We start from the raw sequence: 26,487 nt of genomic DNA on the forward strand, positions 1-26,487 counted from the left end.
CATATCAGTTGCCCGATGAGCTTGCACTATCGGGCATTTCAGGCACTGGCTTACTCGCCCTGCGTCGCGCTTTCAATCGTCAGACGGACATCAGAGGTAATTAGATCGGCAAGCATCTGATATATCTTCATCGTTTCTGCCGGTTCGGCATCGCCCGTATCACTGATATAACCCTCATCCCGTAGCGTCAACACGAGTGAACTGAACACCGCTTTGTCGAAAAACTCCGGCGCGTTAATACCGTGCAGGACAGACAGACGTTGCGCCACGGTACGGCTTTCTTTCTCCAGCGTACTGCGGTTGATGGACGGATTGGCGCTCAATAGCCAGAACGTAATGGCATAACGCTGTAGCGTTTCACGCGCGCCTGCCGCCAGCAGTTGCAGCGTACGAGAATGCGTCGGGTTGATATGCAGTTCATCATCCTGCAGGGTAATTAGCCCCTGACGCTGCATTTCACTGGCCAGCGCGTCGATGACCGAGGCTAACTCCTCGCGCTCCCAGCGCAGGAACAGCTCCGCTTTTAACATCGGATAGAGCGCTTCAACATGCTGCTGCAACGCATCACGCGAAATGCGACGATGCTGGGTGATAATCGCCGCCATCAGCGAAGGCATAATCAACATATGCGCGATATTGTTACGATAATAGGTCATCAACACCGCCTGCTCGCGCGGCAGGATGATGATATCGCCAATGGTGTCTTTCTCGACCTCAAACTTATTCATCTGCAGCGCGTGAGCGATGAGCTCGCCAGCGCTGGCGGCAGGAACCGTTGAGTCTGTGGAATAAGGGACATTGCGCATCAGATCGAGATAGCAGTCAAGCTGCTCGGTGAGCTGCTCGCGGGTGAGCGAGCGCTGACGCGACGCTAACAGCGCGGTACAACACAGGTTCATCGCGTTTGCCGCGCCAGCGTTGTTAATACGCACCATCAGATCGGCGGCAATACTATTTACCGTCGGCGTCAGCCAGGCTGGGCGTATGGCCTCTATAGGGTCGATAGATTCGCGCCACTCTGGCACATGCTGGTTCAGGTACGTCATGAGCGGCATCGGTTCGCCAAAGTTAACGTAGCCCTGACCCAGATTGCGCAGCTTGCTCAAGCCTTTCAGCATCTGCGGCAGACTCTCTTTCTCTTTTGTCGCGCCGCGCAGCTCTTTCGCATAGGTGCCCACTTCCATGACGTGCTCATAGCCAATGTAGATCGGTACGAGGGTAATTGGGCGGGTACCGCCGCGTAGCATCGCCTGGATAGTCATCGACAGGGTGCCGGTTTTCGGATCTAACAAACGTCCGGTACGCGAACGTCCTCCTTCGACAAAATACTCAACCGAGTAACCGCGGCTGAACAGCTCGCCCAGGTATTCGCGAAAGACGGTGGAATAGAGTTTATTCCCCTTAAAGGTGCGACGAATAAAGAACGCGCCCAGACGACGGAAAATTGGGCCAGCGGGCCAGAAATTAAGGTTAATACCGGCGGCAATGTGCGGCGGAACCAGCCCCTGATGGTACAGCACATAAGAAAGGAGCAAGTAGTCCATATGGCTGCGGTGACAGGGTACATAGACGATTTCATGCCCGTCGTGCGCCAGTTGGCGTACGCGCTCGGCGTTATGCACGTTAATCCCCTGGTAAAGTCGGTTCCAGGTAAACCCCAAAATCCTGTCGGTCAAACGAATCATCTCGTAAGAGAAGTTCGCCGCGATCTCTTCCATCAGCGCAATGGCGTTTTGCTGCGCTTTTTCATGAGAGATTTTCTTACTGCGCGCTTCGTCTTCTACCGCGCGGGCGATCGCTTTCGAGGCCAGCAGTTTGTTAAACAGATCCTGACGGGCGGGCAGGCGTGGGCCAACCGCCGCCAGGCGCTGGCGAGCAAAGTGCATACGCGCCACGCGAGCCAGCTTCTGCGCGATGATTTTATCGGTGCCGTGTTCATCAGCCATGCGACGCAATGAGACGGACGGCGAGAATCGGACAAAGCTATCGCGGCCCAGCCAGGAGATGGCAAAGAATTTCTGTACGCCGTTCAGCATACGTAAAGGCGGGTTCTCTTCTCCTTTTTCACGACCCGGCGCGCGGCCAAACATCACGGAAACGGGCACCATCTGCACGTCCAAAGCTGGATTACTCCGATGCAGATCGAGATAATCGTGAAAAAGTTTCACCGACTCTTCTTTTGGCGTGTAATAGGTAAAGACACGCGGTCCGCCGTGAATAAATACATAGCGTGGCAACAGCGCGCCGTCGATCTCCAGCGGCTCCAGCGGATCCGGGAGATCGTGCGCCAGACATTGCGCCCGCAGCGTCAGTAAGTCCGCTTTTGAGTTGTATGGCAAGACATACATAATGGGGCGAGAAGTATCGAGCCCCAATTCTTGGGCGGGTTCCGCCGGAATAGACTTGCTTTTTACCAGTATGCTTAATGGTAAATTCAGTAATTTGTAGTAAATTCGTGGCCAGCCGGACATAAACGATGTAAAGCCTCTGGTTAATAATGCAAATGCGGTGCAAGGATATCAGAAAGTTTAGCGAATTTCTGTTGTATCCCGTCATACTTCGCGCTGCGTTACGGCAGTCCGAATCGTGCAGGGCAACCGTATAATGTCATTGACGTTAATAATGTAAAAAGGTTCTTTTGATGGCCAATAATACCACTGGATTCACCAGAATTATCAAAGCGGCAGGATATTCCTGGAAAGGATTTCGCGCCGTATGGACTCACGAAGCGGCGTTTCGCCAGGAAAGCCTCGCGGTATTGCTGGGCGTCATCATCGCCTGCTGGCTGGATGTGGATGCGATTACCCGTGTGTTATTGATAGGTTCCGTTTTACTTATCATGATTGTTGAAATCCTCAACAGCGCTATTGAAGCGGTCGTTGACCGCATCGGTTCTGAATACCATGAGCTTTCCGGCCGTGCGAAAGATATGGGATCGGCTGCGGTGCTACTGTCTATTTTCGTTGCCCTGATGACCTGGGGCATCCTGTTATGGTCACATTTTCGATAAAGGTTCCAAATTTTATAAATCTCTTGTTTTTTGCGCCGTTTGTGGTTCCAAAATCACCTTTAACTGTATATACTCACAGCATGACTGTATATACACCCAGGGGGCGGAATGAAAGCGTTAACGGCCAGGCAACAAGAGGTGTTTGATCTCATCCGGGATCACATCAGCCAGACAGGTATGCCACCGACGCGTGCGGAAATCGCGCAGCGTTTGGGGTTCCGTTCCCCAAACGCTGCGGAAGAACACCTTAAGGCGCTGGCGCGCAAAGGGGTGCTTGAAATCGTTTCCGGCGCATCGCGAGGTATCCGTCTGTTACAGGAAGAAGAGGACGGATTACCGCTTGTCGGGCGTGTCGCGGCGGGTGAACCGCTTCTGGCGCAGCAGCATATTGAAGGCCATTACCAGGTCGATCCTTCACTGTTCAAACCCAGCGCCGATTTCCTGCTGCGCGTGAGCGGTATGTCGATGAAAGACATCGGTATTATGGATGGGGATTTGCTGGCGGTACATAAAACGCAGGACGTCCGTAATGGCCAGGTGGTTGTCGCTCGCATTGATGATGAAGTGACAGTAAAACGGCTGAAAAAGCAGGGCAATAAAGTGGAACTGCTGCCGGAAAACAGCGAGTTTACACCGATAGTGGTGGATCTGCGCGAACAAAGCTTTACGATTGAAGGGCTGGCGGTAGGCGTCATTCGCAACGGGGAATGGTTGTAATCTCTTTTTAATCTCCTTGTAAGCCGCCATCCGGCAATCGTGTAGCCTGATGGCGCTGCGCTTATCAGGCCTACGGGAATGCAGTTCCTGAGATGATTAATTTGTAGGCCGGATAAGGCGTTACGTCGCCATCCGGCAATGCGCTCGTTTCGTTTAACTCCTTGTCAGGCTTTTCTCCATGCCGCTTTTTACCTCCTCTGATAAAGCTCTCTGGCGTCTTGCGTTGCCGATGATTTTTTCTAACATCACCGTCCCCTTACTGGGGCTGGTCGATACGGCGGTGATTGGTCATCTGGACAGCCCTGTTTTCCTGGGCGGCGTGGCGGTGGGCGCGACTGCCACCAGCTTTCTTTTCATGCTGCTGCTATTTCTACGTATGAGCACCACCGGCCTAACGGCGCAGGCATTTGGCGCCAAAAATCCGCAGGCGTTAGCCCGGGCGCTCATTCAACCGTTATTGCTGGCGCTGGGCGCAGGCGTGATGATTGTGCTATTTCGCACGCCGCTTATCGAGCTGGCTTTACATATTGTCGGCGGGAACGACGCTGTCCTGGTGCAGGCGAGACGCTTCCTTGAAATTCGTTGGCTAAGCGCTCCCGCGTCACTGGCGAATCTGGTGCTGCTCGGTTGGCTGTTAGGCGTTCAGTATGCGCGGGCGCCGGTTATCTTGTTGGTCGTGGGCAATATCCTCAACATCGCGCTCGACCTGTGGCTGGTGATGGGGCTTCATATGAACGTGCAGGGTGCCGCCCTGGCGACGGTCATCGCAGAATATGTCACGTTACTGATCGGCCTCATGATGGTACGTAAAGTTCTCCATCTCCGCGGTGTGTCGCTGGATATGCTAAAACAGGCCTGGCGCGGCAACGTGCGCCGCCTTTTGGCGCTCAATCGCGATATCATGCTGCGCTCATTGCTCCTTCAGCTTTGTTTTGGCGCAATCACGGTGTCAGGCGCGCGGCTGGGCAGCGATATTATCGCGGTAAATGCAGTCCTGATGACCTTACTCACCTTTACGGCCTATGCGCTGGACGGTTTTGCTTATGCGGTGGAGGCGCACTCCGGTCAGGCTTACGGCGCGCGTGACGGTAGCAAGCTACTGGACGTCTGGCGAGCGGCGTGTCGTCAGTCAGGAATTGTGGCCTTGTTGTTTTCCACGGTCTATGCCCTGGCAGGCGAACATATTGTCGCGTTACTAACCTCATTGCCGCAAATACAGCTACTGGCGGATCGGTATCTTATCTGGCAGGTGGTATTACCGCTGGTGGGCGTATGGTGCTATCTGCTCGACGGTATGTTTATTGGCGCGACGCGCGCTGCCGAAATGCGCAATAGCATGGCTGTCGCCGCGGGAGGATTCGCGCTGACGCTCTTCGCCCTGCCGGTATTAGGAAATCATGGTTTATGGCTGGCATTAACCGTATTTCTGGCGCTACGCGGTCTGTCGTTGAGCCTTATCTGGCGTCGTCACTGGCGCGAGGGTACATGGTTTGCCAGATCGTGATGGTTAAAAATTCTGAATATAAAACCGAAGGCCGAATTCCTGCCTACAATTATTATCACGTCCAGCAGAAATTGCAGTGCATTTGGGCGAATAACACCTGCTATTCCTAACCGAATGATGAGGACAAGATGATGAATAAAGACGAAGCCGGCGGTAACTGGAAACAGTTTAAAGGTAAAATGAAAGAACAATGGGGCAAACTGACCGATGACGATATGACCGTTATCGAAGGTAAACGCGACCAACTGGTAGGTAAAATCCAGGAGCGTTACGGTTACCAGAAAGATCAGGCGGAAAAAGAGGTTGTTGACTGGGAAACCCGTAACAACTATCGCTGGTAATATGTTTTCCCCTATCAGGAGTACATGGATGTGCTTCCCACTGTTTGCTTATGAATGCGGGCGTGCCCCTCTCTACTGCCGCCCGTTTTTCCGTTCAGGCTAACGCGGTTTTTTCTTCACCAGCACCGAGTGATCGTGACCACAGTCGCCCGGATGGCGACACGCTTCCACTTCTACGCACGCAGGGCACAGACCGTGCGCCTCAATAACGTTATGTCGTAGCGCAAAGCCCATTTTAGCCGCCAGCGTATGCATGATGTCTTCCACGCCCTCGGCACACTCTTCCTTCACCACGCCGCAACGATCGCAGATAAACATGGCCGAGCTGTGCGTCGGCTGGTCGAACAGGTGGCAAACCACATAACTATTGGTGGATTCCACTTTATGGACAAAACCCTGTTCGAGCAAAAAATCCAGCGCGCGGTAGATGGTGGGCGGTTTGGCCTGTGGTTCCGTTTCGCGCAGCAAATCGAGCAAATCGTATGCGCTGATGGCACCCTGTTGCAGACTCATCAGGCGCAGCACTTCGAGGCGCTGAGGCGTCAGGCGCACGTTGCGCTGCGCGCAGAGTTTTTCAGCTTGCGCCAGTAACTCTTGCGTTGTGGTCTTTTCCATGTAGCACCTCGAATGGCATGAAAGTCTAATCCGTTACTTTACCACGAGCTGCTTAAAACTCTGAAATTACCCCGCGACAATATATCGCCTGCTAAGCTTTTCCGCGCCAGTATTCTCATCTATACATAATGAGGGTCGATATTATAACAACAGGATTTAACATCACTATTTCACAGCAATAGTTCGCCTCTGTCCGGTAAAGCGTGGCGGAGGGATTACTTCACCTGATAATAAGATGGGCTAACTGTGAACAAAAACGTCAAACTTTCACTGATTGCTATCGCGGTCTCGCTTTTTATGACAAAGCAGGCGGGCGCCGCCAATACCTGGACGGAAGCGCGTAATGACGCAATGGGCGGGACGGGCGTTGCGTCCGCGAATTATGGCAGCGGAGTACTATTAAATCCGGCGTTACTGGCAAAAGCCAAACCGGAAGACAATATCACTGTTGTCCTTCCTGCGGTCGGCGTCCAGATTACGGATAAAGACAATCTCCAGGATGAAATTGACGATATCAGCGATAAAGTGGATTACTACGATGAGGTCGTCGATAACCTTACGCTGGGGCAAATTCTGCTCAATCCGCGAGGCGTGCTGAATCAATTTCAGGGCGCCGCGCGCGACCTGGCCGATGAGCTGGAATATCTCAACGGAAAAACCGCCCGCGCCAATGCCGGCGCCGGGTTGGCGGTAAGTATTCCAGGGCAAACGCTTTCCGTGGCGTTTATCGCCAAAGGTTATGCGCATGGGCGCGTGAGTTCGTCCATTGATCAGAACGATATTCAGTATCTGCGCGATATCCAGCATGATGAACGTGTCGCGCTTCGTGAAGCAGGACGCGCTGCTTTGCTGGGGTCTGACGAAATTACAAAGCATTTAAACTCTACCGCGTCGGGGCGGGTAGCGATTGTATCTGACTACGGTATTGCGCTGGCGAAGCAGTTTGTGGTGGGCGAGGTGCCTGTTTCCATTGGCGTTACGCCAAAACTGCAAAAAACCTGGCTCTATAACAACACCACCTCAATTTATAACTACGACAGTAGCGACTGGAATAGCAGCCGTTATCGCAATGACGATACGGGTTTTAACATTGATGCGGGGCTTGCTGCCGATATCGGTGAAAACTGGACGTTGGGGCTGAGCGGGCAAAATCTGGTATCTCGCGATATCGATACGAAAGATATTTACATCACTAATGGTATGACGGGAGAAACCACCAACTACAAAGAGACATACCAAATCCGCCCCCTGGTTACCGCGGGTATCGCATGGCATAACGATTTGCTGACCGTAAGCGCCGATGGCGATCTGACGGAAACGAAAGGCTTTAAGAGCGAAGACAATTCACAGTACGTTGGCGTCGGCGCTGAAGTTCGACCGTTGTCATGGCTGGCGGTGCGCGCAGGGTATCGTGCGGATGTGAAAAATAACGATAGCAATGTGGTTACCGGCGGTCTTGGCTTTGCGCCCTTTAACCGTGTGCATCTCGATTTAATGGGACTGTACGGCGAAGATGAAACCTGGGGGCAGGCGCGCAGCTTACAATGACATTCTGAGGTGCTTTCACCGGAGGCGCTACGCCTCCGGTTTAGCGTTATGCTATAGTAACGCCCCTTTTTTAACCGGATGCTTATTTATTCGCCATGCAGCCTGAAACCCAGTCCTCCGCTTTACCTGCTTATCGCTTCTCCATCGCGCCTATGCTCGACTGGACGGACAGACATTGCCGCTATTTCCTGCGTTTGCTGTCTCGCCAGACGCTGCTCTACACCGAAATGGTGACCACGGGCGCGATTATTCACGGTAAGGGTGACTATCTGGCTTATAGCGAAGAAGAGCATCCGGTCGCTCTACAGCTTGGTGGAAGCGATCCGGCTCAGCTTGCGCATTGTGCAAAGCTGGCGGAAGCGCGTGGCTACGATGAAATTAACCTCAACGTGGGGTGCCCTTCCGATCGCGTGCAAAATGGTATGTTTGGCGCCTGTTTGATGGGCAATGCGCAACTGGTCGCCGATTGTGTTAAAGCCATGCGTGATGTCGTCTCGATTCCGGTGACGGTAAAAACCCGCATTGGTATTGACGATCAGGACAGTTATGCGTTCCTGTGTGATTTCATTAATACGGTTTCCGGTCAGGGCGAATGCGAGATGTTTATTATCCATGCGCGCAAAGCCTGGCTTTCTGGCTTAAGCCCGAAAGAAAATCGTGAGATCCCGCCGCTGGATTACCCGCGCGTCTATCAGCTAAAGCGGGATTTTCCGCACCTGACCATGTCCATTAACGGCGGCATCAAATCTCTGGAAGAGGCGAAGGAGCACCTGCGCCATATGGATGGCGTCATGGTTGGCCGCGAAGCTTATCAGAATCCGGGTATACTGGCCGCGGTGGATCGGGAGATCTTTGGCGCCGATACCACCGATGCCGACCCGGTTGCGGTGGTTCGCGCGATGTATCCCTATATTGAGCGTGAATTGAGCCAGGGAGCGTATCTGGGGCATATCACTCGCCATATGCTGGGGTTGTTCCAGGGCATCCCCGGCGCGCGGCAGTGGCGTCGCTATCTGAGCGAAAACGCCCATAAAGCTGGCGCGGATGTTGCTGTACTGGAGCAGGCGCTAAAACTGGTGGCAGACAAGCGTTAAAAGTTCGCCAAAAATTAGTCAATCTCACCACGCTCTGTGCAGTCTTGCAGGGCTTTTTCTTTATATATCAAAAACATAAATATTGGCATGTTTTTTGTAAGAGCTTACCTGACCAAACCCGGTAAGCGCCGTGCCGCCGGGCAATGCCATCTTTATGGGGAGCGACTATGCTGGAACTACTTTTTGTGCTTGGCTTTTTTCTGATGTTAATGGTGACGGGCGTCTCCTTGCTGGGCATTCTGGCCGCGCTGGTTGTAGCGACTGCCGTCATGTTCCTGGGCGGAATGTTCGCCCTGATGATCAAGCTGTTACCGTGGCTACTGCTGGCGGTGGCTGTGGTGTGGGTGATCAAAGCAGTAAAAACGCCAAAAATCCCACAGTATCAGCGCAATAACCGTCGGTTTTACTAAGGTATTGAGCGGTTCGTCACAACCTGGAACTTTGCCCTCACAGGCAAATAGGAATCGATTATTAAATCTGTCATGATTGCGCAGGTAACGAATTCATCGCGCTGTACCCTACATACAGCCGAACAAAAAAAGAAAGGGCTTTCCGGGTGGAAGCCCAATTTCTTTGCAGAGCTATTACGGAATCAGCAGGCTTGAGCCCTGTGTGGCCCGGCTTTCCAGCACCTCATGCGCGCGACGGGCATCTTTTAACGCATAGCGTTGATTTTCAGCCACATCAACTTTAATCACGCCGCTGGCGATCAATGAGAACAATTCATTGCTGGCTTCGGTCAGTTCTTCACGTGTCGTAATATACCCCTGTAGTGAAGGTCGCGTGGCATACAGGGAACCTTTCTGATTCAGAATACCTAAATTCACGCCGGTGACGGGGCCGGACGCATTGCCGAAACTGACCATCAGTCCCCGACGTTGCAGGCAGTCCAGTGAGGCTTCCCAGGTATCTTTCCCCACGGAGTCATAGACCACGCGGACTTTTTTGCCGCCGGTGATCTCTTTTACCCGTTCGACAATGCTCTCCTCACGGTAATTAATCACCTGCCAGGCGCCGGCGTCCAGCGCCCGCTGCGCTTTTTGCGCGCTACCGACGGTACCGATAAGCTTCGCGCCCAGCGCTTTCGCCCATTGGCAGGCGATCAGACCGACGCCGCCCGCAGCGGCATGAAACAGGAAGGGTTCGTCGGGTTTCACTTCATAGGTTTTGCGCAACAGGTAAAAAACGGTCAATCCCTTGAGAAAAGAGGCTGCCGCCTGTTCGAAAGAAATGGCGTCAGGCAAAATAGCGGCTTTATCTGCGGGGACGTTATGGACGGAACTGTAAGCGCCGAGCGTTGACTGCGCGTAGACGACGCGATCGCCCACGCGAATGTGCTCCACGCCGTTGCCGACTTTACTGACCACACCCGCAGCTTCGGTTCCCAGGCCCGCAGGCAACGACGGGGGCGGATAGAGTCCGCTACGGATATAGGTGTCGATGAAGTTGATACCAATGGCTTTGTTCTCAACCTGGATTTCGTGTTCCGCCGGTTCCGTTGGCGTAAACTCCACGGTCTGAAGCACTTCCGGACCACCATGCTTGTGAAATTCAATACGCGTTGCCATGCTTCCTCCAAAAGAAATGTGGTAATCTTTCGACCCAATCACTATCTCGGTAACTCCATTCACTATGGCAGGAAATAAACCCTTCAACAAACCACAGACTGATGCCCGCGACCGCGATCCGCAGGTTGCCGGGATAAAAGTGCCGCCGCACTCGATTGAAGCGGAACAGTCGGTGTTGGGCGGTTTAATGCTGGATAACGAGCGCTGGGACGATGTGGCCGAGCGCGTGGTGGCGGAAGATTTCTATACCCGTCCGCATCGCCATATCTTTACGGAGATGGGGCGCTTGCAGGAAAGCGGCAGTCCTATCGACCTGATCACGCTCGCGGAATCGCTGGAGCGGCAGGGCCAACTGGACAGCGTCGGCGGTTTCGCCTATCTGGCGGAACTGTCTAAAAACACGCCAAGCGCGGCGAACATCAGTGCTTATGCGGACATTGTGCGCGAACGCGCCGTGGTCCGCGATATGATCGCGGTGGCGCATGAAATTGCGGACGCCGGTTACGATCCACAGGGGCGCAATAGCGACGAACTGCTGGATCTGGCGGAGTCGCGCGTCTTCCAGATCGCGGAAAACCGGGCCAACAAAGACGAAGGTCCGAAAAGCATCGACCAGATTCTCGACGCTACCGTGGCGCGTATTGAGCAGTTGTTCCAGCAACCGCACGATGGCGTTACAGGCGTGGATACCGGCTATCAGGATCTCAATAAAAAGACGGCAGGGTTACAGCGTTCGGATTTGATTATCGTCGCGGCGCGCCCCTCCATGGGTAAAACCACTTTTGCGATGAACCTCTGCGAAAACGCGGCGATGTTGCAGGATAAACCGGTACTGATCTTTAGTCTGGAGATGCCCGGCGAACAGATCATGATGCGTATGCTGGCCTCGCTGTCCCGCGTCGATCAGACACGTATTCGTACCGGTCAACTTGATGATGAAGACTGGGCGCGAATCTCCGGCACGATGGGCATTCTGCTGGAGAAACGCAATATGTATATTGACGACTCCTCAGGTCTTACGCCGACAGAAGTCCGTTCGCGCGCGCGGCGTATTTTCCGCGAACATGGCGGGTTAAGTCTGATTATGATCGACTACCTGCAATTGATGCGCGTGCCGTCGCTTTCTGATAACCGTACTCTGGAAATCGCCGAAATTTCTCGCTCGTTGAAAGCGCTGGCGAAGGAACTCCAGGTGCCGGTCGTGGCGCTATCGCAGCTTAACCGCTCCCTGGAACAACGCGCGGATAAACGTCCGGTGAACTCCGACCTGCGTGAATCCGGCTCTATTGAACAGGATGCCGACTTAATTATGTTTATCTACCGTGATGAGGTTTATCACGAGAACAGCGACTTAAAAGGCATTGCTGAAATTATTATTGGTAAGCAACGTAACGGTCCTATCGGTACGGTTCGTCTGACGTTCAATGGTCAGTGGTCGCGCTTCGATAACTATGCGGGACCGCAATACGATGATGAGTAACTCTCCGTCATTCTTTTAACAAGGAATTCAAATGCAAGCGGCAACAGTCGTCATTAACCGCCGCGCTCTGCGACACAACCTGCAACGTCTGCGTGAACTGGCGCCTGCCAGTAAGCTGGTTGCGGTGGTGAAAGCGAACGCTTATGGACACGGTCTTCTGGAGACCGCGCGAACGCTCCCTGATGCTGACGCTTTTGGCGTGGCGCGTCTTGAAGAGGCTCTACGTCTGCGAGCGGGTGGGATCACGCAGCCTATCCTGCTGCTGGAGGGTTTTTTCGACGCCGCCGATCTGCCGACCATTTCCGCGCAATGTCTGCATACCGCCGTACATAATCAGGAGCAGCTTGCCGCCCTGGAGGCGGTGGAGCTGGCGGAGCCGGTAACGGTCTGGATGAAACTGGATACCGGTATGCATCGTCTCGGCGTGCGTCCCGAAGAGGCGGAGGCGTTCTACCAGCGTCTGACGCACTGTAAAAATGTACGCCAGCCGGTGAATATCGTCAGCCATTTTGCCCGTGCGGATGAGCCGGAATGCGGCGCTACCGAACATCAGCTCGACATTTTTAATGCCTTCTGTCAGGGTAAACCCGGTCAGCGCTCTATTGCCGCGTCTGGCGGTATTCTGCTGTGGCCGCAGTCTCACTTTGACTGGGCGCGTCCGGGAATCATTTTGTATGGCGTATCGCCGCTGGAACACAAACCCTGGGGGCCGGATTTTGGTTTTCAGCCGGTGATGTCCTTAACTTCCAGTTTGATCGCGGTGCGTGACCACAAAGCGGGCGAACCGGTGGGCTACGGCGGGACATGGGTGAGTGAGCGCGACACGCGCCTGGGCGTGGTGGCGATGGGTTATGGCGATGGCTACCCACGAGCGGCGCCTTCCGGTACGCCAGTACTGGTCAATGGTCGTGAAGTCCCGATTGTCGGGCGGGTGGCGATGGATATGATTTGCGTGGATTTGGGGCCAAACGCGCAGGATAACGCGGGCGATCCGGTGGTTTTATGGGGTGAAGGTCTGCCGGTTGAACGTATCGCTGAAATGACAAAAGTAAGTGCTTACGAACTTATCACGCGCCTGACCTCAAGGGTGGCAATGAAGTATATTGATTAAATGCGCGGCGGGCCGGGTGGCGCTTGCGCTTATCCGGTTTGTATCGCGCATGGGCTGCAGGCCGGATAAGACGTTCACGCCGCCATCCGGCAATATGCGCATCCACCGCAACATCCTCTCGATCTTCTCGTCCTTCCGGTTTATTGTGTTATTTCCTGCCCTCTGTAAACCTGGAGAACCATCGCGTGTTTCAAAAAGTTGACGCCTATGCCGGCGATCCGATTCTTTCACTGATGGAGCGTTTTAAAGACGACTCCCGTCACGACAAAGTAAATCTGAGCATTGGCCTGTATTACAACGAAGACGGGATTATCCCACAGCTCAAAACGGTGGCCGAAGCCGAAGCCCGGCTTAACGCGCAGCCGCATGGCGCCTCGCTGTACCTGCCGATGGAAGGACTCAATACTTATCGTCATACTATCGCGCCTTTGCTCTTTGGCGCCGATCACCCGGTTCTTCAGCAACAGCGCGTGGCCACTATCCAGACATTAGGTGGTTCAGGCGCGCTGAAAGTGGGCGCGGATTTTCTGAAGCGTTATTTCCCCGACGCAGGCGTATGGGTGAGCGACCCTACCTGGGAAAACCATATTGCGATATTTGCCGGGGCAGGATTTGAAGTAAGTACTTATCCCTGGTATGACGACGCGACTAACGGCATCCGTTTTAACGATCTGCTGGCCACGCTGAATACGTTACCTGCGCGCAGTATCGTGCTGCTGCACCCCTGTTGTCACAACCCGACCGGGGCGGATTTAACGCCTTCGCAATGGGATGCGGTGATTGAGATAGTGAAAGCGCGCGATCTGATTCCGTTCCTTGATATTGCCTATCAGGGGTTTGGCGCAGGCATGGACGAGGATGCTTACGCTATTCGCGCCATTGCCAGCGCCGGGTTACCTGCGTTAGTCAGTAATTCTTTTTCGAAGATTTTCTCGCTGTATGGCGAGCGCGTCGGCGGCCTGTCCGTGGTGTGTGAAGATGCTGAAATCGCCGCGCGGGTTCTGGGACAGCTAAAAGCGACGGTGCGCCGAATTTACTCCAGTCCGCCGTGTTTCGGCGCTCAGGTGGTCGCTACGGTCCTGGGCGATGAGGCGTTAAAAGCGAGCTGGCTGGCGGAAGTCGACGCGATGCGTACCCGCATTATATCGATGCGCCAGACGCTGGTGAAAGAGCTGAAGGCGGAGATGCCTGACCGCAACTTTGATTACTTGTTACAGCAGCGCGGTATGTTCAGCTATACCGGGTTAAGCGAGGAGCTGGTCGAGCGGTTGCGAGATGAGTTTGGCGTTTACCTGATTGCCAGTGGCCGCATGTGTGTCGCCGGGCTTAATGCTTCAAATGTACACCGCGTGGCGAAGGCATTTGCCGCTGTCATGTAATATTCAGGCCGGACGGCGATAACAATGCTCTCCGGTCTGACAATAGCTGTTGTGATCATCCTCTTTTTTCGTAACAAAACCGCAGATAATCCTTCCTTTTGACCGTTACTGGCGTTATGGTCAGATAGTTTTTTGAGCAAAGACTCATCTTAATAATTATAATGTTTTGAATTTTAAGGGAAAAGCATGAAAAAAATAACCCTGGCGCTGAGCGCCGTCTGTTTATTGTTTACGCTAAACCATTCCGCGAATGCGTTAGTATCTTCCCCTTCGACGCTCAATCCGGGCACTAATGTTGCAAAACTCGCGGAACAAGCGCCTGTCCATTGGGTCTCTGTCGCCCAGATTGAAAACAGCCTGACCGGACGCCCGCCGATGGCGGTCGGCTTTGATATTGACGACACCGTGTTATTTTCCAGCCCCGGATTCTGGCGCGGAAAGAAAACCTATTCCCCGGACAGCGACGATTATCTGAAAAATCCGGCCTTTTGGGAAAAAATGAACAACGGCTGGGATGAGTTCAGTATTCCAAAAGAAGTGGCCCGACAGCTCATTGATATGCATGTTCGTCGTGGCGACAGTATTTACTTTGTCACTGGTCGTAGTCAGACGAAAACGGAAACCGTGTCGAAAACGCTGGCGGATAACTTCCATATTCCGGCGGCGAATATGAATCCGGTGATTTTCGCCGGCGATAAACCGGGACAAAATACGAAAGTCCAGTGGCTGCAGGAGAAGAACATGCGTATTTTCTACGGCGATTCGGATAACGATATTACCGCAGCTCGTGATTGTGGTATCCGCGGTATTCGTATCCTGCGCGCTGCTAACTCCACCTACAAACCGCTGCCGCAGGCAGGAGCGTTTGGCGAGGAAGTCATTGTCAACTCGGAGTACTAAAAATCAGGAGAGCGACAGGCTCTCCTTTTTTGCATGATTTTTGCACAAACTTGCCCCGCTGGCTTTTACCTTTTCCAGACTTGCTGCACACTATTCAGGAGACGTTTGTTTTTAGGAAGGAGCAGCCTATGTGGTATCAGCGCACCATTACACTGAGCGAGAAGCCGCGCGGGTTTCATCTGATAACAGATGAAATTACCGATAAATTGTCTGGCTTACCGCCTGTCGAAACGGGTTTGCTGCATCTGTTGTTGCTACATACCTCGGCCTCGCTGACGTTAAACGAAAACTGCGATCCCACCGTGCGCGCTGATATGGAGCGCCATTTCCTGAAAACCGTTCCCGATAATGCGGCGTATGAACATGATTACGAAGGGGCGGATGACATGCCTTCGCATATTAAGTCGTCAGTATTGGGCGTCTCGTTGCTGCTGCCTGTACGCCAGGGGCGTTTACAGTTAGGAACATGGCAAGGTATCTGGTTGGGAGAGCGCCGTATTCACGGCGGTCCACGTAAAATCATCGCGACACTACAAGGGGAATGATAATGACCATTTCGGAATTACTGCAATACTGCATGGCAAAACCTGGCGCAGAGCAGAGCGTCCACAGCGACTGGAAAGCGACGCAAATTAAAGTGGAAGATGTACTTTTCGCGATGGTAAAAGAAGTTGAAGGACGCCCGGCAGCCTCTCTCAAAACCAGCCCGGAACTGGCAGAGTTGTTACGCCAGCAGCACAGCGATGTACGATCGAGTCGGCACCTTAATAAAGCGCACTGGAGCACGGTCTATCTGGACGGATCGCTGCCCGATTCACAACTCTATTATCTGGTCGATGCCTCTTATCAACAGGCGGTAAATGCGCTGCCGGAAGATAAACGCAAGCAGTTGCCGCAGTCCTGATTATAGCGCGCCGACCAACAACGCCAGGGCGATATCAATGAGGCGGATGACCGTAGACCGGATACGGCTGCCGAGGGCGATTTGCGCATTATTGGCGCGTAGCCTGGCGAGGTCACGCTGTCCTTCCAGCAGAATAATCATATCGTCGTCGTCCAGCCAGCCGCGAGCATGTTCCTGAAGCGCGCGGGCGATAAACGCGGCGGACTCGCGGATAGCGTCGTCGCTGTCTTCTCTTGCCTGCTTATACGTCTGGATAAACTCGGCAATCGCCGAGGAAGCTATAGGGTGTTCGGCCCGGGCGGTGGTCATCAGGTTATGTATTTCGTTAATAGACGCCATTTTCATCTCCCTGAGTGCAGCGGGCGCCCCAATGCAGACACTCACCCTGTATGGCTAATTTCCAGACCTGATTATTTTGCTGTTGGTATCTCTCAGCCTGGATGTAAGTAAGTGGTTGCTTACGTTGTATAACCCGCGCATAAAGACGCAAATAGTGATTTTTCAGCAGCGCCAGATTATCGAGTCGGTGTTTATCCCCACCTTGACGGGCGACCCGCTCAGCCTGAAAAAATGTCTGGCGGATATCGCGGTCATCCTTGAGCAGTGTCTCTTTTTGCCACGGTATTCGCGCCGCGTCCTGCAAGAAGCGGGTTGAGCGCGCTTGTAATAGCGTCAGTTGTTGAAAAGCCATGGCGCTAAAGCGGTCAGGCAGCGTACAGGCGGATAAAAACAGACACAGCAGTAGTGTGATTGCGTAGGGCAACTTCATGGTGTTTTCCATAACAGACCGTTTGCGCTATCACATGTCAGAGTGAGGCGGCACGCAAATCACAAATGCTCAACACGGATACAATGAGGTGGGATGAGGAAAAATGATGCCGCTTCCCGGCGAATCGGAAAGCGGCGTGAAGGTTATTTGAGCATAGGTTTAAGGAAGCGGGCGGTATGCGACGCCTCGCACTCCGCCACGGTTTCCGGCGTACCGGCGACGAGAATTTCGCCGCCGCCGCTGCCGCCTTCCGGGCCGAGGTCGACAATCCAGTCCGCCGTTTTAATGACGTCCAGGTTGTGTTCGATCACCACGATGGTGTTGCCCTGATCGCGCAACTGATGCAGCACGTCAAGCAACTGCTGAATATCGGCAAAGTGCAGGCCGGTGGTCGGCTCGTCGAGAATATACAGCGTCTGCCCGGTGCCACGTTTCGACAGTTCGCGCGCCAGCTTCACGCGCTGGGCCTCGCCGCCGGAAAGCGTCGTCGCCGACTGACCAAGACGGATATAGGTCAGCCCCACGTCCATCAGCGTCTGCAGCTTACGCGCCAGCGCCGGAACCGCATCAAAGAACTCACGCGCTTCTTCAATGGTCATATCCAGCACTTCGTGGATGGTCTTGCCTTTGTACTTAATCTCCAGCGTTTCCCGGTTATAGCGCTTGCCTTTGCACTGGTCGCACGGCACGTAAATATCCGGCAGAAAGTGCATTTCGACTTTAATGACGCCATCGCCCTGGCACGCTTCGCAGCGACCGCCGCGCACGTTGAAGCTGAATCGCCCTGGCGTGTAGCCGCGCGAGCGAGACTCCGGCACGCCAGCAAAAAGCTCACGAACCGGGGTAAAGACGCCCGTATAGGTCGCCGGGTTGGAACGTGGGGTGCGCCCGATCGGGCTCTGGTCGATATCGATCACTTTATCGAAATGTTCCAGCCCCTGAATATCCCGATACGGCGCCGGTTCGGCGATAGTCGCCCCGTTTAACTGACGCTGGGCGATGGGGAACAGCGTATCGTTAATCAGCGTCGATTTACCGGAACCCGAGACGCCGGTGATACAGGTAAACAGCCCTACCGGTAGCGTAAGGGTCACATCTTTCAGGTTGTTGCCGCGCGCGCCGGTGAGTTTGAGCACTTTTTCTGGATTTGCCGGCACGCGTTGTTTCGGCACTTCAATTTTGCGTTTACCGCTCATGTACTGGCCGGTCAGCGATTCCGGTACCGCCATAATGGCTTCCAGCGGGCCTTCCGCCACCACCTCGCCGCCGTGAACGCCCGCGCCGGGGCCAATATCAATCACATGGTCGGCGGCGCGGATGGCGTCTTCATCGTGTTCCACCACAATCACGGTATTGCCAAGATTGCGCAGATGAATCAGCGTACCCAGCAGCCGTTCGTTATCACGCTGGTGCAGACCGATGGAAGGTTCATCCAGCACATACATCACGCCGACTAACCCGGCGCCTATCTGGCTCGCCAGACGAATACGCTGGGCTTCGCCGCCGGAAAGCGTTTCTGCCGAGCGGGAGAGCGTGAGATAGTTCAGGCCGACGTTCACCAGAAACTTGAGGCGATCGCCGATCTCTTTTAGCACTTTTTCGGCGATTTTCGCTCGTTGCCCGGAAAGCTTGAGATTAGTGAAAAAATCCATCGCATGGCCAATGCTCATATCGGAAATAGCAGGCAGCGGCGTATTTTCCACAAATACATGGCGCGCTTCGCGATTCAGTCGCGTTCCTTCACAGCTGGCGCAGGGGCGATTACTGATGAACTTCGCCAGCTCTTCGCGCACCGCGCTGGATTCCGTCTCTTTATAACGGCGCTCCATATTATGCAGCACGCCTTCGAACGGATGGCGGCGCACGGAGGTATCGCCGCGATCGTTCATATATTTAAATTCGATGTTCTCTTTGCCGGAACCGTACAGCACGACTTTGTGTACGTTGGCGCTGAGGCTTGCCCACGGCGCATCCACGTCGAACTTATAGTGTTCCGCCAGCGACTTGAGCATTTGAAAGTAGTAAAAATTGCGACGATCCCAACCACGAATCGCGCCGCCTGCCAGCGACAGGTCGGGATTCTGGATCACGCGGTCCGGATCGAAATATTGCTGAACGCCGAGCCCGTCACAGGTCGGGCAGGCGCCTGCCGGGTTGTTGAACGAGAACAGACGCGGTTCCAGCTCGCGCATACTGTAGCCGCAAATCGGACAGGCAAAATTGGCGGAGAACAGAAGCACCTCCGCTTTCTCATCGTCCATATCGGCAACAACCGCCGTGCCGCCGGATAATTCCAGCGCCGTTTCGAACGACTCCGCCAGGCGTTGGGAAAGATCGTTGCGAACTTTGAAGCGATCGATCACCACCTCAATGGTATGTTTCTTTTGTAGCTCCAGCTTCGGCGGATCGGAGAGATCGCAGACTTCGCCGTCAATACGGGCGCGAATGTAACCCTGGCTTGCCAGATTTTCCAGCGTTTTGGTGTGTTCGCCTTTACGCTCTTTAATAATCGGCGCCAGCAGCATCAGGCGTTTGCCTTCCGGCTGCGACAGCACGTTATCGACCATCTGGCTAACGGTTTGCGCCGCCAGCGGCACGTCATGGTTCGGACAACGCGGCTCGCCCACGCGGGCAAACAGCAGGCGCAGGTAGTCGTGGATCTCGGTAATGGTACCCACCGTAGAGCGCGGGTTGTGCGATGTCGATTTCTGTTCAATTGAGATCGCGGGCGATAGCCCCTCAATATGGTCGACATCCGGTTTTTCCATGAGCGACAAAAACTGCCGCGCGTAAGCGGAGAGCGATTCAACGTAACGACGCTGCCCTTCGGCATACAGAGTGTCGAAAGCCAGTGAGGATTTGCCTGAACCCGAAAGCCCGGTCACGACAATCAGTTTGTCGCGGGGGATGACGAGGTTAATATTTTTGAGATTATGGGTGCGGGCGCCCCGAACTTCGATCTTATCCATTCACCTTTCCCGGTAGAGACTCGGATGCCTGGTTTGTTTGAAGGACAAACGGCAGAAACGGCTAATTATGACACAATTTAACCTGTTTGAATATACAGTATTGGAATGCATCTTCAGCTAAAGTATGCAACAATATGAGGTTCGCGCGAGTGACCTGGAACCTGCATCGCAGCTATTAAAATGCTACGTGGAAATGGTACACTCACGCGTTTACACTATTTATGAAATGTATTCAGGAGACTCAATTATGGCCAGCAGAGGCGTAAACAAGGTGATTCTCGTTGGTAATCTGGGCCAGGACCCGGAAGTACGCTATATGCCGAGTGGCGGCGCTGTCGCCAACTTAACGCTGGCTACTTCTGAATCCTGGCGCGATAAGCAGACCGGCGAAATGAAAGAGCAGACTGAATGGCACCGGGTGGTGATGTTCGGCAAACTGGCGGAAGTGGCCGGCGAATATCTGCGTAAAGGTTCTCAGGTGTATATCGAAGGTCAATTGCGTACCCGCAAGTGGACCGATCAGAGTGGCCAGGAACGCTATACGACTGAAATTAACGTTCCGCAGATCGGCGGCGTGATGCAGATGCTGGGTGGTCGCCAGGGCGGCGGCGCACCGGCAGGCGGTCAGCAGCAGGGGGGTTGGGGTCAGCCGCAACAACCTCAGCAGCCGCAGGGCGGCAACCAGTTCAGCGGCGGCGCGCAGTCGCGTCCACAGCAATCCGCGCCAGCGCCGTCTAACGAACCGCCAATGGATTTTGACGACGACATTCCTTTCTGATTTTTGGTAAAAAACTCAAAGCGTTATTTGCATTTTCGCTATAGCTCTCGTCTGCTGAAATGCCTGGTGTAAACCAGGCATTTTCTTACCTGGTATTATTGTCTTAGAGCCTATCCCACCAGGCGTTATTGGCGCAGCCAGTTTGGACACGGACAGCGCGCAAAAACCGGAGCGTACACGTAGTACGTGGGGATTTTGAGCACTGCCCAGGACCAAAATAGCAAGTAAAATAGCCCTAATGGGATAGGCTCTTAGTATCCCTTTCAAAAAAGAGAAGCGCATATCTTACGGAAAAATGTCGCTTATCGCCTCTGGCCGACTCGCCTCGGCACATCATTATCCAGCCGAAGTTCATAAATGTACTGCAATAACCCGGATTGTCTTAAATATGAAAGAGAAAACTCATCTGCAAAATATATAATTTATAGCCATTTTTTGACAACAAAAAGATATTATAAAATAACGGTAGAGAAGGGTCGGTATTATCAATAGTTAATTAAATGTTTGCTTTAGCTTGTGATGAGCTCAAATATGATATGTGCATCTTGCTTTATTTTTAATTGCTGAAGATAAAGTTGTTACTTATAGCTGGCTTTATATAAAAAATGGTTTTATTTGTGTGTGTTTTTACGCAATTCTGATTTTTTACTCCCCACTTATTATATTTTTAATGATTTAAGTTATATTGAAGTCCCTATGACCCTATGTTTTAATTGTGAAAATTCATTTTATCCTCTGGAGGCAAATTTATTAAATACGTATGGTTATAACGCGTATTAAAAAGAAATATGTCCTTAAAATGATTTAGAGTTTCAATGATTAGCTAACAAATCTATTTATCGGCGGGTGGTTTTAATTTGCTGATGACTATTTTTTATTTATGAGCTGAGAGCTTATGCGATACCTATTATTGGGGAAGATATAGTTAGTGCAATAATTGATTTCTACCTAATTAAAAAAATGAAGAGTGTTTTTAATTAAAGCACTCATCTTTGTTGTGGGCGCATAAAAATGGCGTCGTTGTTTTTATTTTTCTGATTACGAGATGTAAGAAAACTGAACTCTATAAAGCGTATTGGTAGCAGGAAGCCAAGGGCGGTAGCGTTCACTTTCTGAATAAGTTGAGCATCCTTTATCCTTTCTAATCCACAAAAACATTTTATTCACAATGTAATATCAGGAGACAACATGGAAGACGAAAGTAATCCGTGGCCTAGTTTTGTTGATACATTCTCTACGGTATTGTGCATTTTTATATTTCTTATGTTGGTGTTTGCACTTAATAATATGATTATTATGTATGACAACTCAATTAAAGTTTATAAAGCAAATATAGAGAATAAGACTAAATCTACTGCTCAAAATAACGGAGCCAATGACAATTCAAATGCTAATGAAATAGTTAATAAGGAAGTGAATACCCAAGATGTGTCGGACGGAATGACTACAATGTCAGGTAAGGAGGTTGGAGTATACGATATCGCCGATGGTCAGAAAACTGATATAACGTCTACAAAAAATGAGCTTGTTATTACGTATCATGGCAGGCTGAGAAGCTTTTCAGAAGAGGATACTCATAAAATAGAGGCTTGGTTAGAAGACAAAACTAATAGTAATTTATTGATAGAAATGGTTATTCCTCAGGCAGACATCTCTTTCTCTGACTCTTTACGACTGGGATATGAACGGGGAATTATTTTAATGAAAGAGATCAAGAAAATATATCCTGATGTAGTTATTGACATGAGTGTTAACTCCGCAGCATCAAGTACAACGAGTAAAGCTATTATCACGACTATTAATAAAAAGATGTCAGAGTGAAATACATAAATCATTACCGCTATTTGCTTGTCTGTTTTTTCCTTGCCATACTCCCTTTTTTCGCTTTATCTTTTCCCGGTATAAGAGAGTATGTTTTTGATAACTTCATGGTTTCTGCAATTTACAATGGAGTCATTATTGCCATTTATATTACAGGTTCTTTGTGTGCATTATTCACTATTCTTAAAAATATTTCAGCAAAAGACATATTAATAGCTCAGGACGCCAGTAGAAAAAATAGCATTCTTTCTAACCTCAATCAGGTTTTGTTTGCCGGGGAACCCAAACAGTGTGATTTCAATTTACTGATGGAATTAGATGACAATGTGTCTACCGCCCGTAACCAACGATTGTCATTTATTATGAGCTGTAGCAATGTGTCGACGCTTGTTGGCCTGTTGGGGACGTTTGCGGGTCTGTCTATTACGATTGGTTCAATCGGGAACTTATTGAGCTCGCCATCAGATGTTGGCGGTGATAATGCAAGTAATACACTCAATATGATCGTGACAATGGTAGCGTCGCTTTCTGAACCATTGAAAGGGATGAATACCGCATTTGTATCTTCTATCTATGGTGTTGTTTGCGCCATACTCCTGACCTCACAAAGTGTTTTTGTTCGCAGCTCCTATTCCCTTGTTTCTACGGAAATCAAAAAATTAAAAATCATAAGCAACAGATCCAATAATAAACAGCGAAGCCTGCGGGTTGAATCAGAGACGCTTGTAGAATTTAAAGAGTTGTTTAAAGCGTTTTTTGATAACTACCTGACAGTTGAAAACTTACGGACGCAGGATGAAGAAAAGAAACGAGAGATGCTATCAGATAGCTTTGTCACTTTGCAAAACCGACTATTGGATAACTCAGCAAAACTGGAACAAATTTCTACGCTGATTGATGGTTATCTGGTAAGCAGTAACGAAAATCTCAAAAAATTATCTGACGGTGTAATAACAATTACCTCTCGTTTATCTGAAGGTAATATCCTGCTTGCTGATAATAATGCACGACTGGAGGCAATGAGTACAATACAAAATATTATAGATAAAAAGAATGATTCAATAATGGCATCAGTTGATAAATGTTATCAGGAATCTCTTTCACATGGTAAGACCATAAACGATATTGCCGCTGGCAGTGCCGATATTTCTCATACTCTCGATGGGCTGAGAAAAGAAATGGATGAGGATATGAATAATGTTCATTTAGCGCTATCCGATCTATCGGCTACTGATAAAAAGATTATTGCCAATACTAAAGAGATTAGTGCTGAAATGGTTAGCTACCGTGATACCTATATGCCATTAATGGAAAAAATAACATCTATGCATCAGGAAATAGTAAAGCAACGTTTGTTAAACAAGGAGGAAAAAAATGAAGATTAAGATGTTTTTTCTGACGACTGCTTTTATTACACAAAGCACATACGCCAGCGAGCTTCCGGTCATTCCTCTAAGAGATTTAGTTAATGCCGCATTAACGCATCAGCCCTCTGTTGCTGTTTCATATTATGAGACTGAAAAGAAAAACAGTGACTTAGATCTTTCACGGGCAGCACTTTATCCTACCCTGGATCTAACATCTGGCCTTAATAATAACAGAAAGGAGTCGTCAGGTACCGAGAGAAACGTTGAAAATAAGGTGTCCTTATCATACCGAATAACGGATTTTGGAGTGAGGGGGGCTAATATCAGGAAATCTGAATATGAAAGAGATAATAGTAAAACTGACTATGAAAAAACAAAGAATATAGTGTCTCAGGAGGTTGTGACAACCTATTACAACATCAGTAAATATCGTGAAATGATTGATGGCGTAAATCTGGAGAAAGAGTTTTATAAAAAGATGCTGGAAACTTTTTCGCTGCTGGTATCTTCCGGTGTAGCTATGCAATCTGATATGCGTAAAGTACAAGTATCTATCGATGCATTAAATACCAGAAGCATTATGTATCAGTCGATGTTAGATGATGAAATGTATAAAATGCAGAATATGACTGGTCTGAATTTGTCACCAGATCAGATTCAAAGCGATGAAAAATTCAACCTCTTCAAAAAATATATCTTTGTCGAAAGTCCTGAAAAACTTATGGACATGGTGATGAAATACAACGATGACTATAAGATGCTTGTCAATACCCGAAAAGCCGCGACCGAAGATATTAATGCCGCAAAATCATCCTATTTTCCGACTGTAGATCTCGTGTCCAGCTATGTACAGAATAATCCGAGCGGTAGTGCCAAAAAAAGTGATTATGAAGATGAATTTAAAACAGGTATCAATGTCAGTTTCAACATTTTTAATGGGTTCAGAAATTCAGCCCAGGAAAGAAAAATGGTGGCAAGTTACTCGCAGGCTAAGCTGCAAATTGACGATTTTTTGATTAAAACGCGTTATAACATTGATTCACAACTTTCAAGATACGCCGCTGCAAAAGAGACTTACTCAGTGGCGGAACGTTCACATACAAACGCGTTACAGCTTACTGAATTATATGAGCAGGAGTTTCAGTTAGGGCAAAAAAGTTTGCTTGATTTAATTTCAAGCCGTAATGAAGCATTTCAGGCATATGTAAGCATGATCGACAGCAAATATAGCCTGTATATTTTAAAGTTACAGCAACTCTCATTGATTTTTCATTTAATGGATTATTTAAAAGGAAATACTGAAAGTGAGTTAAATGTAATGAAATGAATAGAAGACAAAGCGATCATCTCATGATGATAATTATTTCTTTGACGATCTTAATTATTATCCTTACCTACTTTATAGAAATTAATTCAGTGGTTCATGGTCAGGGCGTTATCACCACTAAAGATAATGCTCAGTTAATATCTCTTTCTAAAGGAGGGACGATACAAGATATTTATGTGGCCGAGGGTGATACTGTAAAAAAAGGAGAACTCCTTGCAAAGGTCGTTAACCTTGATCTGCAAAAAGAATATCAAAGGTATAGAACTCAAAAAGGGTATCTGGATAAAGATGTTAACGAAATATCTTTCATTCTTGATAAAGAAAATGAGAGTGGATTGATTACCCTGGATGGCACCCGTTCTTTAAGTAATAAAGAGGTAAAAGCGAATATTGAATTAGTGCATAGTCAGATAAGAGCTAAAGAGTTAAAAAAAACCTCTCTTGATTCTGAGATTAGCGGATTACAAGAGAAGCTGAGTTCGAAAGAAAAAGAACTCGCATTGCTTGCCGAAGAAATAAATATTCTTTCCCCACTGGTAAAAAAAGGAATTAGCCCATATACCAATTTTCTTAACAAGAAACAGGCGTATATAAAAGTTAAGTCTGAAATTAATGATATTGAAAGTAGCATCACTTTAAAAAAAGATGATATTGAGCTGGTTGTTAATGATATTGAGGCGCTTAATAATGAATTGCGATTATCTTTATCTAAAATAATATCTAAAAATCTTCAGGAACTTGAGGTTGTTAACTCTACATTAAAAGTAATAGAGAAGCAGATAAATGAGGAGGATATCTATTCACCGGTTGACGGTGTAATTTATAAAATCAATAAAAGTGCCACTACTCATGGTGGTGTGATTCAGGCGGCGGACTTACTTTTTGAAATAAAACCAAAAGTAAGGACTATGCTGGCCGATGTGAAAATACTACCAAAATACCGTGACCAAATATATGTAGATGAAGCCGTTAAGCTAGATGTCCAGTCAATTATTCAACCAAAGATAAAATCGTATAATGCGACTATCGATAATATTAGCCCTGACTCTTATGAGGAAAATACCGGAGGAACAATTCAGCGTTATTATAAAGTAATTATTGCATTCGATGTTAATGAAGATGATTTACGGTGGTTAAAACCAGGTATGACTGTTGACGCCAGTGTAATTACCGGAAAACACAGCATTATGGAATACCTGTTATCTCCTTTGATGAAAGGCGTGGACAAAGCCTTTTCAGAACCAGTTAATACTAAACGATTAGATACACCTTGAGAGTGAATATA

General features: G+C 50.0%; 24 protein-coding genes and 1 pseudogene. 19 read left to right on the forward strand and 6 right to left on the reverse strand.

The window, feature by feature from the left end; genetic code table 11:
- Window positions 1-50: 50 nt before the first annotated feature.
- Entirely contained in the window at window positions 51-2,471 is a 2,421-nt protein-coding gene (plsB, locus tag J4685_RS03595) for a glycerol-3-phosphate 1-O-acyltransferase PlsB (RefSeq protein WP_000017366.1), read from the reverse strand.
- 170 nt (window positions 2,472-2,641) lie between these two features.
- Here plsB and J4685_RS03600 point away from each other — a divergent pair, with 170 nt between their 5' ends.
- The 5 genes from J4685_RS03600 to J4685_RS03620 all read left to right on the forward strand — a co-directional run bounded on the left by J4685_RS03600 (window position 2,642) and on the right by J4685_RS03620 (window position 5,572).
- Window positions 2,642-3,010, forward strand: coding sequence for a diacylglycerol kinase (locus tag J4685_RS03600; RefSeq protein WP_000002904.1), 369 nt, complete (start codon window positions 2,642-2,644; stop codon window positions 3,008-3,010).
- 108 nt (window positions 3,011-3,118) lie between these two features.
- Entirely contained in the window at window positions 3,119-3,727 is a 609-nt protein-coding gene (gene lexA / locus J4685_RS03605; RefSeq protein ID WP_000646079.1) for a transcriptional repressor LexA, read from the forward strand.
- Between the two features lie 178 nt (window positions 3,728-3,905).
- Window positions 3,906-5,231 carry an MATE family efflux transporter DinF gene (gene dinF, locus J4685_RS03610; protein ID WP_001128116.1) on the forward strand — a complete coding sequence of 442 codons (1,326 nt, stop codon included), beginning with the start codon at window positions 3,906-3,908 and terminating at the stop codon, window positions 5,229-5,231.
- Window positions 5,228-5,341, forward strand: a complete 114-nt coding sequence (locus J4685_RS03615) for a hypothetical protein (RefSeq protein WP_077905026.1) — start codon at window positions 5,228-5,230, stop codon at window positions 5,339-5,341. Before dinF ends, J4685_RS03615 begins: the two co-directional genes overlap by 4 nt.
- 21 nt (window positions 5,342-5,362) lie before the next feature.
- Entirely contained in the window at window positions 5,363-5,572 is a 210-nt protein-coding gene (locus J4685_RS03620) for a CsbD family protein (RefSeq protein WP_001030592.1), read from the forward strand.
- Window positions 5,573-5,671: 99 nt separating this feature from the next.
- Here the strand turns inward: J4685_RS03620 and zur are convergent, their stop codons facing one another.
- Window positions 5,672-6,187 carry a zinc uptake transcriptional repressor Zur gene (zur, locus tag J4685_RS03625; protein WP_000416271.1) on the reverse strand — a complete coding sequence of 172 codons (516 nt, stop codon included), beginning with the start codon at window positions 6,185-6,187 and terminating at the stop codon, window positions 5,672-5,674.
- Window positions 6,188-6,433: 246 nt separating this feature from the next.
- On the opposite strand from zur, the pseudogene J4685_RS03630 reads away from it, so the two are divergent.
- From J4685_RS03630 to pspG, 3 genes and pseudogenes are all read left to right on the forward strand, one after another.
- Window positions 6,434-7,743, forward strand: a pseudogene (locus J4685_RS03630) (conjugal transfer protein TraF).
- An 87-nt stretch (window positions 7,744-7,830) separates the two neighbouring features.
- Window positions 7,831-8,829 carry a tRNA dihydrouridine(20/20a) synthase DusA gene (gene dusA, locus J4685_RS03635; RefSeq protein ID WP_001182233.1) on the forward strand — a complete coding sequence of 333 codons (999 nt, stop codon included), beginning with the start codon at window positions 7,831-7,833 and terminating at the stop codon, window positions 8,827-8,829.
- Between the two features lie 167 nt (window positions 8,830-8,996).
- Window positions 8,997-9,239, forward strand: coding sequence for an envelope stress response protein PspG (pspG, locus tag J4685_RS03640; RefSeq protein ID WP_000891414.1), 243 nt, complete (start codon window positions 8,997-8,999; stop codon window positions 9,237-9,239).
- Between the two features lie 174 nt (window positions 9,240-9,413).
- Here pspG and J4685_RS03645 read toward each other — a convergent pair whose 3' ends face one another.
- Window positions 9,414-10,397, reverse strand: a complete 984-nt coding sequence (locus J4685_RS03645) for a quinone oxidoreductase (protein WP_000235555.1) — start codon at window positions 10,395-10,397, stop codon at window positions 9,414-9,416.
- Between the two features lie 64 nt (window positions 10,398-10,461).
- On the opposite strand from J4685_RS03645, the gene dnaB reads away from it, so the two are divergent.
- From dnaB to J4685_RS03675, 6 genes are all read left to right on the forward strand, one after another.
- Window positions 10,462-11,877, forward strand: coding sequence for a replicative DNA helicase (gene dnaB, locus J4685_RS03650; protein WP_000918353.1), 1,416 nt, complete (start codon window positions 10,462-10,464; stop codon window positions 11,875-11,877).
- A 31-nt stretch (window positions 11,878-11,908) separates the two neighbouring features.
- Window positions 11,909-12,988, forward strand: a complete 1,080-nt coding sequence (gene alr, locus J4685_RS03655) for an alanine racemase (RefSeq protein WP_001147297.1) — start codon at window positions 11,909-11,911, stop codon at window positions 12,986-12,988.
- 185 nt (window positions 12,989-13,173) lie between these two features.
- Entirely contained in the window at window positions 13,174-14,367 is a 1,194-nt protein-coding gene (gene tyrB / locus J4685_RS03660; RefSeq protein ID WP_000486916.1) for an aromatic amino acid transaminase, read from the forward strand.
- 186 nt (window positions 14,368-14,553) lie between these two features.
- Complete coding sequence (gene aphA / locus J4685_RS03665) at window positions 14,554-15,267, forward strand: acid phosphatase AphA (protein ID WP_000724436.1); 714 nt, start codon at window positions 14,554-14,556, stop codon at window positions 15,265-15,267.
- A gap of 128 nt (window positions 15,268-15,395) precedes the next feature.
- Window positions 15,396-15,812, forward strand: coding sequence for a secondary thiamine-phosphate synthase enzyme YjbQ (locus tag J4685_RS03670; RefSeq protein ID WP_000270394.1), 417 nt, complete (start codon window positions 15,396-15,398; stop codon window positions 15,810-15,812).
- Between the two features lie 2 nt (window positions 15,813-15,814).
- On the forward strand, window positions 15,815-16,171 hold the full coding sequence (locus J4685_RS03675) for an MmcQ/YjbR family DNA-binding protein (protein ID WP_000155669.1): 357 nt from the start codon (window positions 15,815-15,817) through the stop codon (window positions 16,169-16,171).
- Here the strand turns inward: J4685_RS03675 and J4685_RS03680 are convergent, their stop codons facing one another.
- The 3 genes from J4685_RS03680 to uvrA all read right to left on the reverse strand — a co-directional run bounded on the left by J4685_RS03680 (window position 16,172) and on the right by uvrA (window position 19,909).
- Entirely contained in the window at window positions 16,172-16,510 is a 339-nt protein-coding gene (locus J4685_RS03680) for a hypothetical protein (RefSeq protein ID WP_000146583.1), read from the reverse strand.
- Complete coding sequence (locus J4685_RS03685) at window positions 16,497-16,952, reverse strand: hypothetical protein (RefSeq protein ID WP_000432202.1); 456 nt, start codon at window positions 16,950-16,952, stop codon at window positions 16,497-16,499. Before J4685_RS03685 ends, J4685_RS03680 begins: the two co-directional genes overlap by 14 nt.
- A gap of 131 nt (window positions 16,953-17,083) precedes the next feature.
- Window positions 17,084-19,909: an excinuclease ABC subunit UvrA gene (gene uvrA / locus J4685_RS03690; protein WP_000357754.1), complete on the reverse strand. Its 2,826-nt coding sequence runs from the start codon at window positions 19,907-19,909 to the stop codon at window positions 17,084-17,086.
- 247 nt (window positions 19,910-20,156) lie between these two features.
- Between uvrA and ssb1 the strand changes: the two genes are divergently transcribed.
- From ssb1 to siiD, 5 genes are all read left to right on the forward strand, one after another.
- On the forward strand, window positions 20,157-20,687 hold the full coding sequence (ssb1, locus tag J4685_RS03695) for a single-stranded DNA-binding protein SSB1 (RefSeq protein WP_000168322.1): 531 nt from the start codon (window positions 20,157-20,159) through the stop codon (window positions 20,685-20,687).
- A gap of 1,188 nt (window positions 20,688-21,875) precedes the next feature.
- Entirely contained in the window at window positions 21,876-22,508 is a 633-nt protein-coding gene (gene siiA / locus J4685_RS03700) for an SPI-4 type I secretion system auxiliary protein SiiA (RefSeq protein WP_000389228.1), read from the forward strand.
- Window positions 22,505-23,893, forward strand: a complete 1,389-nt coding sequence (locus tag J4685_RS03705; protein WP_000875202.1) for a MotA/TolQ/ExbB proton channel family protein — start codon at window positions 22,505-22,507, stop codon at window positions 23,891-23,893. The genes siiA and J4685_RS03705 overlap by 4 nt, the downstream gene beginning before the upstream one ends.
- On the forward strand, window positions 23,883-25,202 hold the full coding sequence (gene siiC, locus J4685_RS03710) for an SPI-4 type I secretion system protein SiiC (protein ID WP_001670706.1): 1,320 nt from the start codon (window positions 23,883-23,885) through the stop codon (window positions 25,200-25,202). The genes J4685_RS03705 and siiC overlap by 11 nt, the downstream gene beginning before the upstream one ends.
- Entirely contained in the window at window positions 25,199-26,476 is a 1,278-nt protein-coding gene (gene siiD / locus J4685_RS03715; RefSeq protein WP_001081935.1) for an SPI-4 type I secretion system protein SiiD, read from the forward strand. The genes siiC and siiD overlap by 4 nt, the downstream gene beginning before the upstream one ends.
- Window positions 26,477-26,487 lie beyond the last annotated feature (11 nt).

Source organism: Salmonella sp. 32100201201700099SM, from assembly GCF_017572645.1.
Taxonomy (GTDB): domain Bacteria; phylum Pseudomonadota; class Gammaproteobacteria; order Enterobacterales; family Enterobacteriaceae; genus Salmonella; species Salmonella enterica.